Raw genomic sequence first — 14,741 nt, forward strand, 5'->3', positions numbered from 1 at the left:
CCTGTTTTGGGAAAAACCGCCATGATAACGACAAATCCGCAAACGCTCACTTGCAAACGCTTATTTGAAGCCGGCGCCAGCGGAAGCGCTAACGGCTAACGGCTAACGGCGAGATCGAGCTCCAGCAGGCGGCACACCGACTGCCACAGCTGGCGCGGCGAGGTCCATGGTTTCGGCAGGTAGGCATGCGCCTGGTGATGCAGGCTGGGCTGGCGTGCCGAGTACAGCAGCACCGGGGTATGGCAGCCGCGCGCGCGCACGGCATCCGTCAATACCTGGCCGTCGCCGTCCGGCAGGTCGGCGTCGAGGATGATCAGGTCGAATTTCTCGTCTGCCAGCCGGGCGGCGGCCGCTTCCATCGTCGGCGCGCGGCTGACACGGATTTCCGGCACCAGCAGCGTGGCAAGAATCAGCGCGGTGGAATCGTCGGCATCCACGTGCAATACGTGGGGGGCGGGCGCCAGCGGCTTGCAGGCCTCGAAGGCATCGGTCATGTTCATGGTTTTCTCCGCGTACGAAAGATGCAGGAGCTGGAGCCATGCGCCGCGGATGCGGGGTCGGTTGGTATCCAGGTTGCAGTCGGCGGAGCTGGGCCGATGAAAATTACGACACGGCCGCGATGGTGAGGCAGCCGTAACATTGATGGTTGCACCAAGTAAGCTAGTGCACAGAGGAAAGCTTACTCTACTTAATTCCTATTGGAAACAATTATTTCTTGTAGCGGGAATTGAATGCCGCATGCAGGCTGTTCAACGTTTCTTCGGCGGTCAGCAACTGGTCCGCCACTTCGTTGACCTTGCGCCGGCTCGAACGGGCGTGATCGCGCAGCACTTCGAACGCGGTATTGCGGTCGGTCTGGAACTTGCACATCAACAACCCCACCGCGAGGCTCGTTTCGCGGCCGGCGGCCAGTGCGGCGTTCAGGTTCAGTTCGGTGCGGCGCAGCTGGCGGATCTCGTCCGCCCGTGCCAGGCCCGCTTCGAAGGCGGGCATCAGCTGCTTCTCGTCGACCGGCTTGACGAGGAAGCCGACGGCGCCGTACGCCGCCGCCTGCTTGCCGGCATCGGCATCGCCGCGGCCGGACAGGAACATGAACGGCACCGACGTTTCACGGTTCAGCTGCTTGGCCAGTTCCAGGCCGGACATGCCGGGCATGTGGATGTCCAGCAGCGCCATGTCCGGCTCGCGTTCGGCCACCAGGCGCAGCGCATGGTCGGCCGAATGGGCCTGCACCGTTTCATAACCGGCATTGCGCAGGACGACGCTGAGGAATTCGGCAAGCAGCTGGTCGTCGTCGACGATCAGAATCAGGCGTTTCACGGCGGCGGGTGCGGGCATGTCAGGAGTCGGATGAATGAACTTGGACCGATTATACGGGCGTTTAACTCTCCGGCAAGGGGATTTACTGTCGCATGGGGCGGACGATGGGCGGGCACCACACCCGCTCCTTCATTGCCGTGCTGCCAGTTTCCCGAAGGCCGCGGCCGCGGCTGCCACGTCCGGCGCGCCATACACGCTGCTGATCGCCGCCACCATGTGCGCGCCGCGCGCCATCAAGGGCGCCGCGTTCTCCGGCGTCATGCCGCCGATGACGACACAGGGCACGCGCACGGCGGCAAGGGCGTCGTCGATGATCGACGGCGGCGTGGTCACCGCGTAACGCTTGACGCGCGACGGATAGAAGCCACCGAACGCCACGTAGCTGGCGCCGGCGCGCTCGGCATCGATGGCCAGCTGCAGGTCGCCGTAGCACGAAGCGCCGACGATCCTGTCCGGCCCGACGATGGCGCGGGCCTGCGCCACGGACGCGTCGGTGCCGCCCACGTGCACGCCGTCGGCGCCGAGCTCGCGGCACAGTTCCACGTAATCGTTGACGATGAACGGCACGCCGTAGCGGCGGCACAGCGCCAGCAGCGCGCCGGCCTGCTCCAGCCGCAAGGCCGGCGTCGCCGTCTTGTGGCGGTACTGCAGCAGCGCCACGCCGGCGCCCAGCGCGGCCTCGGTGCGCGCCAGCAGCGCGGCGGTGTCGTCCCAATCGGGAGTAACGAGATAGAGTCCCTGCATGATTGTCTCCTGTGGTGTGGCAGCGCGGCGGTATGCGCTAGCGCAGCGGTATGCGCTGGCCGATGGCGATCGCATACGACGCCTCCAGCGTGCGGTGGGTATAGGCCTGCGCCCGGGCGAGTGCCTGGGCGACCGAGATCTGCTGGGCCAGCAGCGCGGCCACGGCGGCGGCCAGCGTGCAGCCGCTGCCATGGAAGCCGCCATCCAGCCGCGGCCAGTGCCAGTTCTGCTGGCGTGCCGGGCCCAGCCAGCGGTTGATCACGGAATTGCCGTCGGCATGCCCGCCGGTGACGAGCACGTGTTCGCAGCCGAGGTGCCGCAGCACCTGGGCATGCGCCAGTTCCGCCACGTCGCTCGACGGCGGCGGAATGTCCTGCCGGTGCGCCCTGGCCAGCGCGGCGGCCTCGGGGCCGTTCGGCGTGATCACGGTCACCAGCGGCAGCAGCGGCGCCAGCGCGGCGATCGCATTGCCGCGCCCCAGCCGGTCGCCGTTGCCGCTGGCCAGCACCGGGTCCAGCACCACCGGCAGCGCCGGGTTTTCCTCGCGCAGGCCGGCGATCACGCGGGCGATCGCCAGCGCATTCTCGGCGCTGCCCGGAATGCCGATCTTGACGGCACTGATGCGGAACGCCGCGGCCACCGCCAGCGCCTGGCGCATCACCACGTCGTGCTCGACCGGCAGCACTTCGTGCACGCGGTTGTTGTCCTGCACGGTCAGCGCCGTGATCACCGGCAGCGGGTGGGCATCGAGCGCCGCGATGGCGCCGACATCGGCGGCGATGCCGGCGCCACCCGAAGGATCGGCGCCGGCGAACACCAGCACGCAGGGGCGATGGGTCATAGCTGATCCTTCATAACTGATCCTTCATGGCTGGTCCTTCATGGCTTCCGCTCTTCCATGGCCGACGTCACAGGATGCGGCCGGCCATCGGCGACGATGGCGACGCCGCGAACTTGCGCGGCATGCGGCCGGCCAGCCAGGCATCCCGTCCCGCCTCGACGGCCAGCCGCATCGCGCGCGCCATCCGCACCGGGTCGCGCGCCGCCGCGATGGCGGTGTTCATCAGCACGCCGTCGCAGCCGAGTTCCATCGCGATCGCCGCATCGGATGCCGTGCCGACGCCTGCATCGACCAGTACCGGCACGTTGGCCTGCTCGATGATCAGCGACAGGTTCCATGGATTGAGGATGCCCATGCCGGAACCGATCAGCGACGCCAGCGGCATGACCGCCACGCAGCCGATGTCTTCCAGCATGCGCGCCTGGATCGGATCGTCGCTGCAGTAGACCATCACGTCGAAGCCATCCTTCACCAGTTCCCTGGCGGCGACCAGCGTTTCGGGCATGTTGGGGAACAGCGTTTTCTCGTCGCCCAGCACCTCGAGCTTGACGAGCTTGTGGCCATCGAGCAGCTCGCGCGCCAGTTGCAGCGTGTAGACGGCATCCTTCGCCGTGTAGCAGCCGGCCGTGTTCGGCAGGATCGTGAACTCGGACGGCGGCACCACGTCCAGCAAATTCGGCGCATGCGGATCCTGGCCGATGTTCACGCGGCGGATCGCCACCGTGATGATTTCCGCGCCGGCCGCCAGCGTGGCCGCGCGGGTCTGGTCGAGATCGCGGTACTTGCCGCTGCCCACCAGCAGGCGGGAACGGTATTGCTTGCCTGCGATGGTCAGCAGGTCACTGTTTTCGTTTTGGTCCAGCATGATTTCTCCTCAATTCAGCCGCCGCCGATGGCGCGCACGATATCGACCCGGTCCTGCGCCTGCAATGCCACGTCGTCCCAGCGCTGCCGCGGCACCACGCTGCGATTGACCGCCAGCGCCAGCGCCTGCCCTTCCAGTTGCAGCGCCACCACAAGTTCGTTCAAGGTCTGCCCCGGCGGCAACACCCGGGGCGCTCCGTTCAGCACGATTTCCATTCTTGAACCTCTAAAGATCGCGAAAAACAGGGACGGTCACATCGGGGACTGTCCCTGTTGTGGGTTTGCTACGCTTTTTGGTACAGCTGGCTGCCGGTCTTCACGAACTCGATGGCTTTTTCCTGCATGCCGCTGGCGGCGTATTCGCGCACTTCCTGGGTGATCTTCATCGAGCAGAAGTGCGGGCCGCACATCGAGCAGAAGTGGGCCACCTTGGACGATTCCTTCGGCAGCGTTTCGTCGTGGTACGAGCGGGCGCGGTCGGGGTCGAGGCCGAGGTTGAACTGGTCTTCCCAGCGGAATTCGAAGCGCGCTTTCGACAGCGCGTTGTCGCGGATCTGCGCGCCCGGGTGACCCTTTGCGAGGTCGGCGGCGTGGGCGGCGATCTTGTAGGTGATCATGCCTTCCTTGACGTCGTCCTTGTTCGGCAGGCCGAGGTGCTCCTTCGGCGTCACGTAGCACAGCATCGCGGTGCCGTACCAGGCGATCTGCGCGGCGCCGATGCCGGAAGTGATGTGGTCGTAGCCCGGCGCGATGTCGGTCGTCAGGGGGCCGAGCGTGTAGAACGGCGCCTCCGCGCACTGCTCCAGCTGCAGGTCCATGTTTTCCTTGATCAGCTGCATCGGCACGTGGCCGGGGCCTTCGATCATCACCTGCACGTCGTGCTTCCAGGCGATCTGCGTGAGCTCGCCCAGCGTCTTCAGTTCGCCCAGCTGCGCGGCATCGTTGGCGTCGTAGATCGAGCCTGGGCGCAGGCCGTCGCCCAGGCTGAACGACACGTCGTACGCCTTCATGATTTCGCAGATGTCCTCGAAATGCGTGTACAGGAAGTTTTCCTTGTGATGCGCCAGGCACCACTTGGCCATGATCGAGCCGCCCCGCGAGACGATGCCCGTCAGCCGGTTCGCCGTCAGCGGCACGTAGCGCAGCAGCACGCCGGCGTGGATCGTGAAGTAGTCGACGCCCTGCTCCGCCTGCTCGATCAGCGTGTCGCGGAAGATTTCCCACGTCAGGTCCTCGGCCTTGCCGTTGACCTTTTCCAGCGCCTGGTAGATCGGCACCGTGCCGATCGGCACCGGGCTGTTACGCACGATCCATTCGCGCGTTTCGTGGATGTGCTTGCCGGTCGACAGGTCCATCACCGTATCGCCGCCCCAGCGGATCGCCCACGTCATCTTCTCGACTTCCTCGCCGATCGACGACGTGACGGCCGAATTGCCGATGTTGGCATTGACCTTCACGAGGAAATTGCGGCCGATGATCATCGGCTCCAGTTCCGGGTGGTTGATGTTGGCGGGGATGATGGCCCGGCCGCGGGCGATCTCGTCGCGCACGAATTCCGGCGTGATCTCGGCCGGGATGGCGGCGCCGAACGATTCGCCGCGGTGCTGCCGGCCCAGCAGTTCGGCCATCTTCGTGCCCATCGGGCCGGATGCCGCCAGTTCCGCGATGTACTCGCGCCGGCGCAGGTTTTCGCGGATCGCCACGAATTCCATCTCCGGCGTGACGATGCCGCGCCGCGCGTAGTGCATCTGCGTGACGCAGGCGCCGGCCCGGGCGCAGCGCGGCAGCCGGTGCAGGTTGAAGCGCAGCGCTTCCAGCGAGGCGTCGGCCAGCCACGCCTTGCCGTAGTCGGACGTGGGCCCGGCCAGTTCTTCCGTATCACCGCGCTCCGCGATCCAGCCGGCGCGCAGCGGCGCCAGGCCGGCGCGGATGTCGATCGGCACCGCAGGATCGGTGTAGGGGCCGGAGGTGTCGTACACCGTGACCGGCGGATTGACTTCGTGGCCGAACGACGCCGACGTGTCGGCCTGGGCGATTTCGCGCATCGGCACGCGGATGTCCGGCCGGCTGCCGGTCACATGGATCTTGCGGGAATTGGGCAGCGGCGCAACGGCGGCGCTGTCGACTTCGGCCGTACTGGCCAAAAATTTTTGGTGGGCGTTCATTTGGCTCCTTTGGGCAGGAGCCAGCAAAGGAGGTCCGGATGCGTGCACCCGTGCGGCATGGGTACAAGGATCCTTATGCTTCCCTTCGCTGGCATTATCCAGATCAGGTTCGGAGGGTATTTCTCACCCGCGCACGGCTGTAGCCACGCGCAGGACCCCTAGCGTTTTGCCGCCTTCGTTGAAAGCAGCGACGCCATTATAGACACGAACCGTGCCTTAACTGCAAGCCCCAACGCCTATAATCGGTATCTCGACGAAAGGATAACGATGCATAAACGGGTGGCCGCCGCGCTGGCGGCGGTGATGGTGATGGGGGCCGCGGCTGCGGCGGAACCGCAGGCGGAATCGAGGACGGCCACGCCGGCCGAGCAGGAATCGTTCATCGACTGGTACGGCAGCACGCATGAAGGCCGCGGCCTGCTGCGGCCGCAGTTCAATGTGACCCGTGAAAAGGGCAAGCGCGGCAAGCGCCGCGTCACCGCCACTGTCGATGGCGGCGCACAGCGCGCGGTACTGCCGCTGTGCCGCCAGCCCCGCGCCGTGTACGAGCACGATCCGCGCGGTCGCAAGGAAAACCGCTGGCGCGAAGCCGGGCCGGCGCAGACGCTGGTCTGGATCCACCACGCCAGCCGGTGCGGCGCCCAGCCCGAAACGCCGGTGCGCCTGCTCCAGCCGTTGCCGGAAATGGAAATCCTGATGCTGCTCCAGCAGCATGCATCCATCCTCGGCAGCGCCCGCCTGCTGATGGCCGGGAACACCTCCTGCGCGCCGTCGCGTTCGCGCGGGTACCGCCTCACCGGCCTCGATCGCGGCAAGGACGGCCTGCCGGTGCTGGTATTCGAAAGCGACATCGCCGGCGAGGCGCGCGTATCGGTGCGCCGCAGCCGCAACGAACTGCTGCCGTGGAGCGTGGCCTGCGCCGGCCCGCGCTGACGGAAACAGGTGGCCGTTGCTCCCAGGACACAACCTACTGTTCGTCGCTCATCCTCTCTGATAAGCTTGCATCAGACCTCCAACGGCCCTGTCCCAGCCGTGACTGATGCCGACCCGCATCGCCATATCGCATCGCCGACCGTCGCCCAGCCAGCGCGACGCATCCGGATGCCCATCGTCCCTTATCAGAATCCACAAGAAAGCGAGCGACCATGCGGACCAACTTGCCCGTCACCGCCCAGGAAGTCCTTCTCGAAGAAGGCAAGACCATCGTTTCGACGACGGACCTGCAAGGCAACATCACTTACGCCAACCCGTATTTCATCGACATTTCGGGCTTTACCGAGGAAGAGCTGATCGGCGCGCCGCAGAATATCCTGCGCCATCCGGACATGCCGGTCGAGGCGTTCGCCGACATGTGGGCGACGGTGCGCAAGGGCCTGCCCTGGACCGGCATGGTCAAGAACCGCTGCAAGAACGGCGATTTCTACTGGGTGGCGGCGAACGTCACGCCGGTGATCGAGAACGGCAAGCCGGTCGGCTACATGTCGGTGCGCACCAAGCCGGGCCGCGACATGGTGGCGCAGGCCGCCGCGGCATATGCGGTATTCCGGGATGGCAAGGCACAGGGCCAGCGCATCAGCCGCGGCAAGGTGGTGGCGGATGGCCCGCTGCAGCGCCTGTGGACCGGCATGCGCCTGTCGCTGGCGGCGCGCGTGGCGCTGGCCGGCGTACTGCCGGCCGTGGCCCTGGCAGCCTGCGCGGCCAGCCTGTTCAACAACGGCGGCAATGTGCTGGCCACGTTCGCCGTGCTGGCGGCACTGGCCGCGCTGTACCTGGGCTGGACGCTGCATGGCGCGATCGTGGCGCCGCTGCGCGCGGCCACCCACCATGCGCGGCAGATGGCCGGCGGCGACCTGACCGCGACCGTCGATGTGACGCGCGACGACGAAGCGGGCGAGCTGCTGGCCGCGCTGCGCCAGATGAACGTCAACCTGCGCAGCATCATCGGCGACGTGCGCAGCAATTTCGAACTGATCGAACGGGCCACCGGCGAGATCGCCAGCGGCAACATGGACCTGTCGGGCCGCACCGAATCGCAGGCATCGAGCCTGCAGGAAACCGCGTCCAGCATGGAGCAGCTCAATTCGACGGTGCGGCAAAGCGCCACCAACGTGGCGGACGCGGACCGGCTGGCCGGGCATGCCGCCGACATGGCCGGCCAGGGCGGCGACGTGGTATCGCAGGTGGTGGCGACGATGGGCGGCATCAGCGCTTCGTCGCACCGCATCCTCGACATCATCGGCATCATCGACGGCATCGCGTTCCAGACCAATATCCTGGCGCTGAACGCGGCCGTGGAAGCGGCGCGCGCGGGCGAACAGGGCCGCGGTTTCGCGGTGGTGGCTTCCGAGGTGCGTGCGCTGGCCCAGCGCTCCGCCTCGGCGGCGAAGGAAATCAAGACGCTGATCGACCAGTCGATCGACAAGGTCGATGCCGGTACGCAGCTCACCAGCAGCGCCGGCGCGATCATGGCCGATGTCATCGCCTCCGTGGCGCAGGTCAAGCAGGTCATGAACGATATCTCGCAAACGGCCACGGAACAGAGCACGGGCATCGGCCAGGTCAACCAGGCGGTCGCCTCGATCGACGACATCACGCAGCAGAATGCCGCGCTGGTCGAGCAGGCCGCCGCCGCGGCCGGCGAGCTGGTCCAGCAAACCCGCTGCGTGGCACAGGCGATCGCCGTGTTCAAGGTGCAGGGCCAGGCCGCGACGCGGGGCATGTCCCGCGGACAGCCGAGGTTGGCAGCTTGACTGGATAACGACCGCGCCCGCCGGGCGCCGGGGAACCGTGCGCGATTTCCACATCATGGGGCGCCGGCCGATGCCGGGGCCCCTGCCTGTTTTATAATGGTCGTTTTCGCCAAAATCTCACGCCCCGATCATGGAATTAGCCAAGTCTTTCGAGCCCGCCGACATTGAACAGTTCTGGCGCAGCGAATGGGAAAAGCGCGGTTACTACGCCGCGTCGATGGACCTTTCGCAGCCCGCCTTCAGCATCCAGCTGCCACCGCCGAACGTGACCGGCACGCTGCACATGGGCCACGCGTTCAACCAGACCATCATGGACGGCCTGACGCGTTACCACCGCATGCTGGGCCATAACACGGCCTGGATCCCGGGTACCGACCACGCCGGCATCGCCACGCAGATCGTGGTGGAGCGCCAGCTCGACGCGCAAAAGATCTCGCGCCACGACCTGGGCCGCGAAAAGTTCATCGAAAAAGTCTGGGAGTGGAAGGAAAAATCGGGCTCCACGATCACCGGCCAGATGCGCCGCCTGGGCACGTCGCCGGACTGGGACCGCGAGTACTTCACGATGGACGAGCCGCGCTCGAAGATCGTTTCCGAAGTGTTCGTGCGCCTGTTCGAGCAGGGCCTGATCTACCGCGGCAAGCGGCTGGTCAACTGGGACCCGGTGCTGGGCACCGCCGTTTCCGACCTGGAAGTGGCGTCGGAAGAGGAAGACGGCTCGATGTGGTACATCAAGTACCCGCTGGCCGACGGCAGCGGCTCGCTGACCGTGGCGACCACCCGTCCCGAAACGATGCTGGGCGACGTGGCCGTGGCCGTGGACCCGACCGACGAGCGCTACGAAGCGCTGGTGGGCAAGATGCTCACGCTGCCGCTGGTGGGCCGTGCAATCCCGATCATCGCCGACTCGTATGTCGACAAGGCGTTCGGTACCGGCTGCGTGAAGATCACGCCGGCGCACGACTTCAACGACTACGCCGTGGGCCTGCGCCACAACCTGGACATGCCGTCGATCCTGACGCTGGATGCGAAGATCGCCGACAACGCGCCGGAAGCCTACCGCGGCCTGGACCGCTTCGCCGCGCGCAAGCAGATCGTGGCCGACCTGGAAGCGCAAGGCCTGCTGGAACAGGTCAAGCCCCACAAGCTGATGGTGCCGCGCGGCGACCGCACCGGCGTGGTCATCGAACCGATGCTGACGGACCAGTGGTTCGTGGCGATGAGCAAGCCGGCGCCGGAAGGCACGCACAATCCGGGCAAGTCGATCACCGACGTGGCGCTGGAAAAGGTGGCTTCGGGCGAGATCAAGTTCGTGCCGGAAAACTGGACCACCACCTACAACCAGTGGCTGAACAACATCCAGGACTGGTGCATCTCGCGCCAGCTGTGGTGGGGCCACCAGATCCCGGCGTGGTACGACGAAGCCGGCAACATCTTCGTTGCCCGCACCGAGGAAGAAGCGGTTGCCAAGCAGCAGGCCGCCGGCAGTACCGGCGCGCTGCGCCGCGACAGCGACGTGCTCGATACGTGGTTCTCGTCCGCGCTGGTGCCGTTCTCCACGCTGGGCTGGCCGGAACAGACGCCCGACCTGAAAGCCTTCCTGCCCTCCTCCGTGCTGGTGACCGGCTTCGACATCATCTTCTTCTGGGTTGCCCGGATGGTGATGATGACCGCCCACTTCACCGGCAAGGTGCCGTTCGAGACCGTGTACGTGCACGGCCTGGTGCGCGACTCGCAGGGCCAGAAGATGTCGAAGTCGAAGGGCAACACGCTCGACCCGATCGACCTGATCGACGGCATCGGCCTGGAAGAACTGGTGGCGAAACGCACCACCGGCCTGATGGACCCGCGCGCCGCAGGGAAGATCGAGAAGGCCACCCGCAAGGAATTCCCGGAAGGGATCGCGGCCTACGGCACCGACGCGGTGCGCTTCACGATGGCCAGCTACGCCTCGCTGGGCCGCAACATCAACTTCGACCTGGGCCGCGCCGAGGGCTATCGCAACTTCTGCAACAAGCTGTGGAATGCCACCCGCTTCGTGCTGATGAACACCGAGGGCAAGGATTGCAGCGCCAGCGATGCCGACCTGTCGCAGGCGGACAAGTGGATCGTCTCGCTGCTCAACCGCACCGAGCAGGAAGTGGCCAAGGGCTTCGCCGACTACCGCTTCGACAACATCGCCACCGCGATCTACAAGTTCGTGTGGGACGAGTACTGCGACTGGTACCTGGAACTGGCCAAGGTGCAGGTCCAGCAAGGCACCGAAGGCCAGCAGCGCGCCACCCGCCACACGCTGCTGCGCGTGCTGGAAGTGGTGCTGCGCCTGGCGCACCCGGTGATTCCGTTCGTGACCGAACAGCTGTGGCAGACGGTTGCTCCCCTTGCCGGCAAGGGCGAGACGGAAGGCAAGTCGATCATGGTGCAGCCGTACCCGATCGCCAACGAGTCGGCCATCGACACGGCCGCCGAAGCCTGGATCGCCGAGCTGAAGGCCATGACCGACGCCACCCGCAACCTGCGCGGCGAGATGAAGCTGTCGCCCTCCGTGCGCGTGCCGCTGATCGTGGAAACGACCGACGCCGACCGTGAAAAGATCACCGCGTTCGCACCATACGTGCAGATGCTGGGCAAGCTGTCCGAAGTGCAGATCGTGGCCGCGCTGCCGGAATCGCCGGCAGCCGTCTCCGTGGTGGGCACCACGAAGCTGATGCTGAAGGTGGAAATCGACGTGAAGGCCGAGCGCGAGCGCCTGTCGAAGGAAATCGCCCGCCTGGAAGGCGAAGTGGCCAAGGCTTCCGGCAAGCTGTCGTCGGAAAGCTTCGTGGCACGCGCGCCGGCCGCCGTGGTCGCGCAGGAGCAGGAACGCGTCGCCACGTTCTCGGCCACGCTCGATAAACTGCGCGAGCAGTTCGCCAAGCTGCCGGCCGCGTAAGTTTTTCGCCGCCTGCAAAAGCCGGACCGGGTTCGCCCGCTCCGGCTTTTTTATTGGCCGGACCGGGTTTGCCCGCTCCGGCTTTTTTATTGGCCGGATGCACGGATCATGAACTCGAAATATGGCCAGGAAAACAAGGATCTGTGATCTAATTAAAGTCTTATTAATAAAACAACATAATGAGCGACTTCATGAAAAAAACCCTCTACTTCCTTGCAGGCCTAGCCATGGCAGGCGCCGCCCAGGCCGAACGCTACACGATCCACTACACTACATCGATCCAGACGATCGAGAACAGCGAGTCTCCTACCGGATCATTCTCATCGGCTACTGCCGGCGATCACGTAATCAGCCTCGGCGACACCGTCACCGGCCGTTTTACCTTCGATACCGAATCGCAGGTACTCCAATACTCGGACCAAGCCGCGACCGGGCTTGCGGAGTACGGATACGATCAAGCCACGACGAGCGTTGTCCAGTTCGACAAAAGCGGCTACAGCCAGGCTTCTAGCCCGGGTATCAGTACCGTCTGGGTCTTCGACCGAAAGGTAAGCACCTATGGTAATGACAGCGTCTCGTTCAATGCCCCCACGTGGCTCGACCATCCAGGTTATATCTCGGTTGTCGACCTGTCCTTCGTGGCGCCATTCGACACCTTGAATGGCCTGGCAGTGCCTACTACGGGCTTGTACGGAATGAACGGATGGTTCCAGTACAGCTACAGCTACTTCACCGATGAAGGCCAGACAAACTTCATCTTCCGGGGAGCATTGACCTCCATGTCGCTGGTATCTGCCGTTCCGGAACCCGGCACCTACGCGATGCTGCTGGCCGGCATTGGCCTGGTGGCATGGCGCCGCCGCGTCCTCGGCTGATCGAGAACGAGGCGCTTCCCCAGGTTCCTTGCGATACATGGAGCCGGCCCGGGTTCGCCCGCGCTGGCTTTTTTATCGCCTGCGCTACACTGCCGGGATAACCATTTCAAGGAGACCCGATGCCTGCCCTGACTTCCCCTGCGCTGCTTTTCGCTGCCATGTTCACCGCGTCCCTGCTTGCCCCCTTGCCCGCTCTCGCCGACAACGCTTCCGCCGTCGGCCTGTGGAAGAACATCGACGACCAGACTGGCAAGCCGAAAGCCGAGATCCGCATCAGCGAATCGAACGGCGTGCTGCACGGCCGCATCGAAAAGCTGTACCGGCCCGCCGGCGAGGACCAGCATCCGATCTGCGACAAGTGCACGGGCGAGGACAAGGGCCGGCCGATCATCGGGCTGTCGATCATCGACGGCATGAAGAAGGATGGCGACGGCTATGCGGGCGGGACGATCCTCGATCCGGAAAACGGCAAGGTGTACAAGAGCAAGATGAAGCTGGTGGAGGGCGGCAGGAAACTCGAGGTGCGCGGGTATATCGGGGTGCCGGTGCTGGGGCGGTCGCAGACGTGGGTGCGGCAGGAATAGCGGCAACGCTTCCCGGGCAAAAAACGGGGGCCGAAGCCCCCTGAATCACAACACTTCCTGCCACTTGGCGCTGGCGGAATGATCCCTCACATGCAGTACAGCTTTCACGACCGGCAGCGATATCGTTCGCCTTGCCTGTCGCGTTCAGTGAACTGCCTTGCAGGGACTTTCCTGTCGGTTGCTCGCCGGTCAGCTTGGTGCTGTCGCTAAACCTGGCGCATTCCATGCAAGGCATTATGCCGATAAGGGCGGCGCAAGGATTCAGCGAGATTGCCTGAAATTTGTAAGCCGGAAGCGACAAATTGGGCGCTGATGGAAGCGGTACAACAACGCCGGCACCCTGCTCCCATCACCGGCCGGAAGCGGATCAGTCGCCCAGAGAAAGTTTCTTCTTCAACGTGATCTCGAACAGCTTCGGCCACCGCTTGCCGGTGACGAACAGGCGCTTGTGGTCGGCATCCCAGGCAATTCCGTTCAGCACGTTATCCGAACCGGGTGCGACGTCGGCCAGCTCGTCGAGACCCTTCAGGTCGATCCAGCCGCGCACCTGGCCTGCGAACGGGTCGATACGGGCGATGCGGTCGGTCTGCCACACGTTCGCGTAGATTTCGCCATCGACCCACTCGAGTTCGTTGAGCCGCGTGACGGGCACGCCTTCCACCGTGACGCGGATGCGGCGTGTCACGCGCATCGTTTGCGGGTCCAGCACGCGGATGAACTCGGTGCCGTCGCTCATGTAGAGCCGCTTGCCGTCGCTCGTCAGGCCCCAGCCCTGGCCCTGGTAGGCGAAGCTGCCCAGCTGTTCGAACGAATCGATATCGAAGATGAAGCCGACGCCGTTGGTCCACGTGAGGCTGACGATGCGCTCGCCGGCGGGCGCGATGCCTTCGCCGAAGACATTCGCCGGCAGGTCGCGCTTTTGCAGCACCTCGCCCGTTTCGATGTCCACCTTGCGAAGCGTCGAGGCGCCATACTGGCCGGTGCTTTCGTACAGCACGTCGCCGCGGTAGAACAGGCCCTGCGTGAACGCACCCGCATCGTGCGGGTAGGTATTCCTGACGGAATAGCCATACACCGGCACGGCGGCCTCGGCGAGCGCGCAGCAGGCAAGGGCCAGCGTGGCGAAAAAGGTGCGGTTCAACATGGGCAGCATGGTCGGCCTCCAGTCAATTGTTATCGATTACTTCGGCAGATGGCGGCGCAAGTGGCCATCGAGCGCGTTGGCGAAGCGCTGCCGGTCCGCCTGCCCGTAGGCGGACGGGCCGCCGGTGTCGACGCCGCTGCCGCGCAGTTCGTCCATGAACGCGCGCATCGTCAGCTGTTGCGCGATGTTGTCCGGCGTATAGAAGTCGCCGCGCGGATTGAGCGCATGGGCGCCCTTCTCCAGTATATCGGCTGCCAGCGGAATGTCAGCCGTGATTACCAGGTCGCCCGGTTCGGCCAGCCGCACGATTTCGCGGTCGGCCACGTCGAAGCCGGACGGCACCTGCACCGAGCGCACGAATTTCGACGGCGGCACGCGCAGCAACTGGTTGGCGACCAGCGTGACGTCGATCCGCACACGCTCGGCTACCCGATAAAGGATTTCCTTGACGGCGCCCGGGCACGCATCCGCATCGACCCAGATCTTCATCGGCCGCCCGTTCGCGGCGCCTGCATCGTCCGC

Annotated in this window: 14 protein-coding genes and 1 riboswitch; of the genes, 5 read left to right on the top strand and 9 right to left on the bottom strand. The window is 65.3% G+C overall.

Going from position 1 to position 14,741, the window contains the following annotated elements; genetic code table 11:
- Nucleotides 1–95: 95 nt before the first annotated feature.
- The 7 genes from GJV26_RS09250 to thiC form a co-directional block, all read right to left on the bottom strand.
- A complete protein-coding gene (locus tag GJV26_RS09250; RefSeq protein WP_155708572.1) occupies nucleotides 96–500 on the bottom strand; it encodes a response regulator in 405 nt (134 codons plus the stop codon).
- 208 nt (nucleotides 501–708) lie between these two features.
- Nucleotides 709–1,338 carry an ANTAR domain-containing response regulator gene (locus GJV26_RS09255; protein WP_155708573.1) on the bottom strand — a complete coding sequence of 210 codons (630 nt, stop codon included), beginning with the start codon at nucleotides 1,336–1,338 and terminating at the stop codon, nucleotides 709–711.
- 111 nt (nucleotides 1,339–1,449) lie between these two features.
- A complete protein-coding gene (gene thiE, locus GJV26_RS09260) occupies nucleotides 1,450–2,064 on the bottom strand; it encodes a thiamine phosphate synthase (RefSeq protein ID WP_155708574.1) in 615 nt (204 codons plus the stop codon).
- Between the two features lie 37 nt (nucleotides 2,065–2,101).
- The gene (thiD, locus tag GJV26_RS09265; RefSeq protein ID WP_155708575.1) at nucleotides 2,102–2,905 is read right to left on the bottom strand and encodes a bifunctional hydroxymethylpyrimidine kinase/phosphomethylpyrimidine kinase; all 804 of its coding nucleotides are present in this window, start codon (nucleotides 2,903–2,905) and stop codon (nucleotides 2,102–2,104) included.
- Between the two features lie 67 nt (nucleotides 2,906–2,972).
- The gene (locus tag GJV26_RS09270) at nucleotides 2,973–3,770 is read right to left on the bottom strand and encodes a thiazole synthase (protein ID WP_155708576.1); all 798 of its coding nucleotides are present in this window, start codon (nucleotides 3,768–3,770) and stop codon (nucleotides 2,973–2,975) included.
- A 14-nt stretch (nucleotides 3,771–3,784) separates the two neighbouring features.
- Complete coding sequence (gene thiS, locus GJV26_RS09275) at nucleotides 3,785–3,985, bottom strand: sulfur carrier protein ThiS (RefSeq protein WP_155708577.1); 201 nt, start codon at nucleotides 3,983–3,985, stop codon at nucleotides 3,785–3,787.
- Nucleotides 3,986–4,053: 68 nt separating this feature from the next.
- Complete coding sequence (gene thiC / locus GJV26_RS09280; RefSeq protein WP_155708578.1) at nucleotides 4,054–5,934, bottom strand: phosphomethylpyrimidine synthase ThiC; 1,881 nt, start codon at nucleotides 5,932–5,934, stop codon at nucleotides 4,054–4,056.
- Nucleotides 5,935–5,997: 63 nt separating this feature from the next.
- Nucleotides 5,998–6,104, bottom strand: a riboswitch (TPP riboswitch).
- Nucleotides 6,105–6,201: 97 nt separating this feature from the next.
- Between thiC and GJV26_RS09285 the strand changes: the two genes are divergently transcribed.
- The 5 genes from GJV26_RS09285 to GJV26_RS09305 all read left to right on the top strand — a co-directional run bounded on the left by GJV26_RS09285 (nucleotide 6,202) and on the right by GJV26_RS09305 (nucleotide 13,075).
- Complete coding sequence (locus GJV26_RS09285) at nucleotides 6,202–6,867, top strand: hypothetical protein (RefSeq protein ID WP_155708579.1); 666 nt, start codon at nucleotides 6,202–6,204, stop codon at nucleotides 6,865–6,867.
- 212 nt (nucleotides 6,868–7,079) lie between these two features.
- The gene (locus tag GJV26_RS09290; protein ID WP_155708580.1) at nucleotides 7,080–8,684 is read left to right on the top strand and encodes a methyl-accepting chemotaxis protein; all 1,605 of its coding nucleotides are present in this window, start codon (nucleotides 7,080–7,082) and stop codon (nucleotides 8,682–8,684) included.
- Between the two features lie 130 nt (nucleotides 8,685–8,814).
- Complete coding sequence (locus GJV26_RS09295) at nucleotides 8,815–11,616, top strand: valine--tRNA ligase (protein ID WP_155708581.1); 2,802 nt, start codon at nucleotides 8,815–8,817, stop codon at nucleotides 11,614–11,616.
- 191 nt (nucleotides 11,617–11,807) lie between these two features.
- Complete coding sequence (locus tag GJV26_RS30175) at nucleotides 11,808–12,491, top strand: PEP-CTERM sorting domain-containing protein (protein ID WP_229419235.1); 684 nt, start codon at nucleotides 11,808–11,810, stop codon at nucleotides 12,489–12,491.
- 119 nt (nucleotides 12,492–12,610) lie between these two features.
- The gene (locus GJV26_RS09305) at nucleotides 12,611–13,075 is read left to right on the top strand and encodes a DUF2147 domain-containing protein (RefSeq protein ID WP_155708582.1); all 465 of its coding nucleotides are present in this window, start codon (nucleotides 12,611–12,613) and stop codon (nucleotides 13,073–13,075) included.
- A 367-nt stretch (nucleotides 13,076–13,442) separates the two neighbouring features.
- On the opposite strand, the gene GJV26_RS09310 is transcribed toward GJV26_RS09305, so the two are convergent.
- On the bottom strand, nucleotides 13,443–14,228 hold the full coding sequence (locus tag GJV26_RS09310) for a glutaminyl-peptide cyclotransferase (RefSeq protein WP_229419236.1): 786 nt from the start codon (nucleotides 14,226–14,228) through the stop codon (nucleotides 13,443–13,445).
- Between the two features lie 27 nt (nucleotides 14,229–14,255).
- Nucleotides 14,256–14,708, bottom strand: coding sequence for a YaiI/YqxD family protein (locus GJV26_RS09315; protein ID WP_155708583.1), 453 nt, complete (start codon nucleotides 14,706–14,708; stop codon nucleotides 14,256–14,258).
- Between the last annotated feature and the right edge of the window lie 33 nt (nucleotides 14,709–14,741).

It is taken from the genome of Pseudoduganella dura, from assembly GCF_009727155.1.
In the GTDB taxonomy this organism is placed as follows: Bacteria; Pseudomonadota; Gammaproteobacteria; order Burkholderiales; family Burkholderiaceae_D; genus Rugamonas; species Rugamonas dura.

Excerpts from the sequence above, each read along its gene's own strand:
- thiC (WP_155708578.1), bottom strand. The coding sequence starts at position 5,934 with ATGAACGCCCACCAAAAATTTTTGGCCAGTACGGCCGAAGTCGACAGC.
- GJV26_RS09315 (WP_155708583.1), bottom strand. The coding sequence starts at position 14,708 with ATGAAGATCTGGGTCGATGCGGATGCGTGCCCGGGCGCCGTCAAGGAA.
- thiE (WP_155708574.1), bottom strand. The coding sequence starts at position 2,064 with ATGCAGGGACTCTATCTCGTTACTCCCGATTGGGACGACACCGCCGCG.
- GJV26_RS09250 (WP_155708572.1), bottom strand. The coding sequence starts at position 500 with ATGAACATGACCGATGCCTTCGAGGCCTGCAAGCCGCTGGCGCCCGCC.
- GJV26_RS09285 (WP_155708579.1), top strand. The coding sequence starts at position 6,202 with ATGCATAAACGGGTGGCCGCCGCGCTGGCGGCGGTGATGGTGATGGGG.
- GJV26_RS09295 (WP_155708581.1), top strand. The coding sequence starts at position 8,815 with ATGGAATTAGCCAAGTCTTTCGAGCCCGCCGACATTGAACAGTTCTGG.
- thiS (WP_155708577.1), bottom strand. The coding sequence starts at position 3,985 with ATGGAAATCGTGCTGAACGGAGCGCCCCGGGTGTTGCCGCCGGGGCAG.
- thiD (WP_155708575.1), bottom strand. The coding sequence starts at position 2,905 with ATGACCCATCGCCCCTGCGTGCTGGTGTTCGCCGGCGCCGATCCTTCG.
- GJV26_RS09255 (WP_155708573.1), bottom strand. The coding sequence starts at position 1,338 with ATGCCCGCACCCGCCGCCGTGAAACGCCTGATTCTGATCGTCGACGAC.
- GJV26_RS09310 (WP_229419236.1), bottom strand. The coding sequence starts at position 14,228 with ATGCTGCCCATGTTGAACCGCACCTTTTTCGCCACGCTGGCCCTTGCC.
- GJV26_RS09270 (WP_155708576.1), bottom strand. The coding sequence starts at position 3,770 with ATGCTGGACCAAAACGAAAACAGTGACCTGCTGACCATCGCAGGCAAG.
- GJV26_RS09290 (WP_155708580.1), top strand. The coding sequence starts at position 7,080 with ATGCGGACCAACTTGCCCGTCACCGCCCAGGAAGTCCTTCTCGAAGAA.
- GJV26_RS30175 (WP_229419235.1), top strand. The coding sequence starts at position 11,808 with ATGAAAAAAACCCTCTACTTCCTTGCAGGCCTAGCCATGGCAGGCGCC.
- GJV26_RS09305 (WP_155708582.1), top strand. The coding sequence starts at position 12,611 with ATGCCTGCCCTGACTTCCCCTGCGCTGCTTTTCGCTGCCATGTTCACC.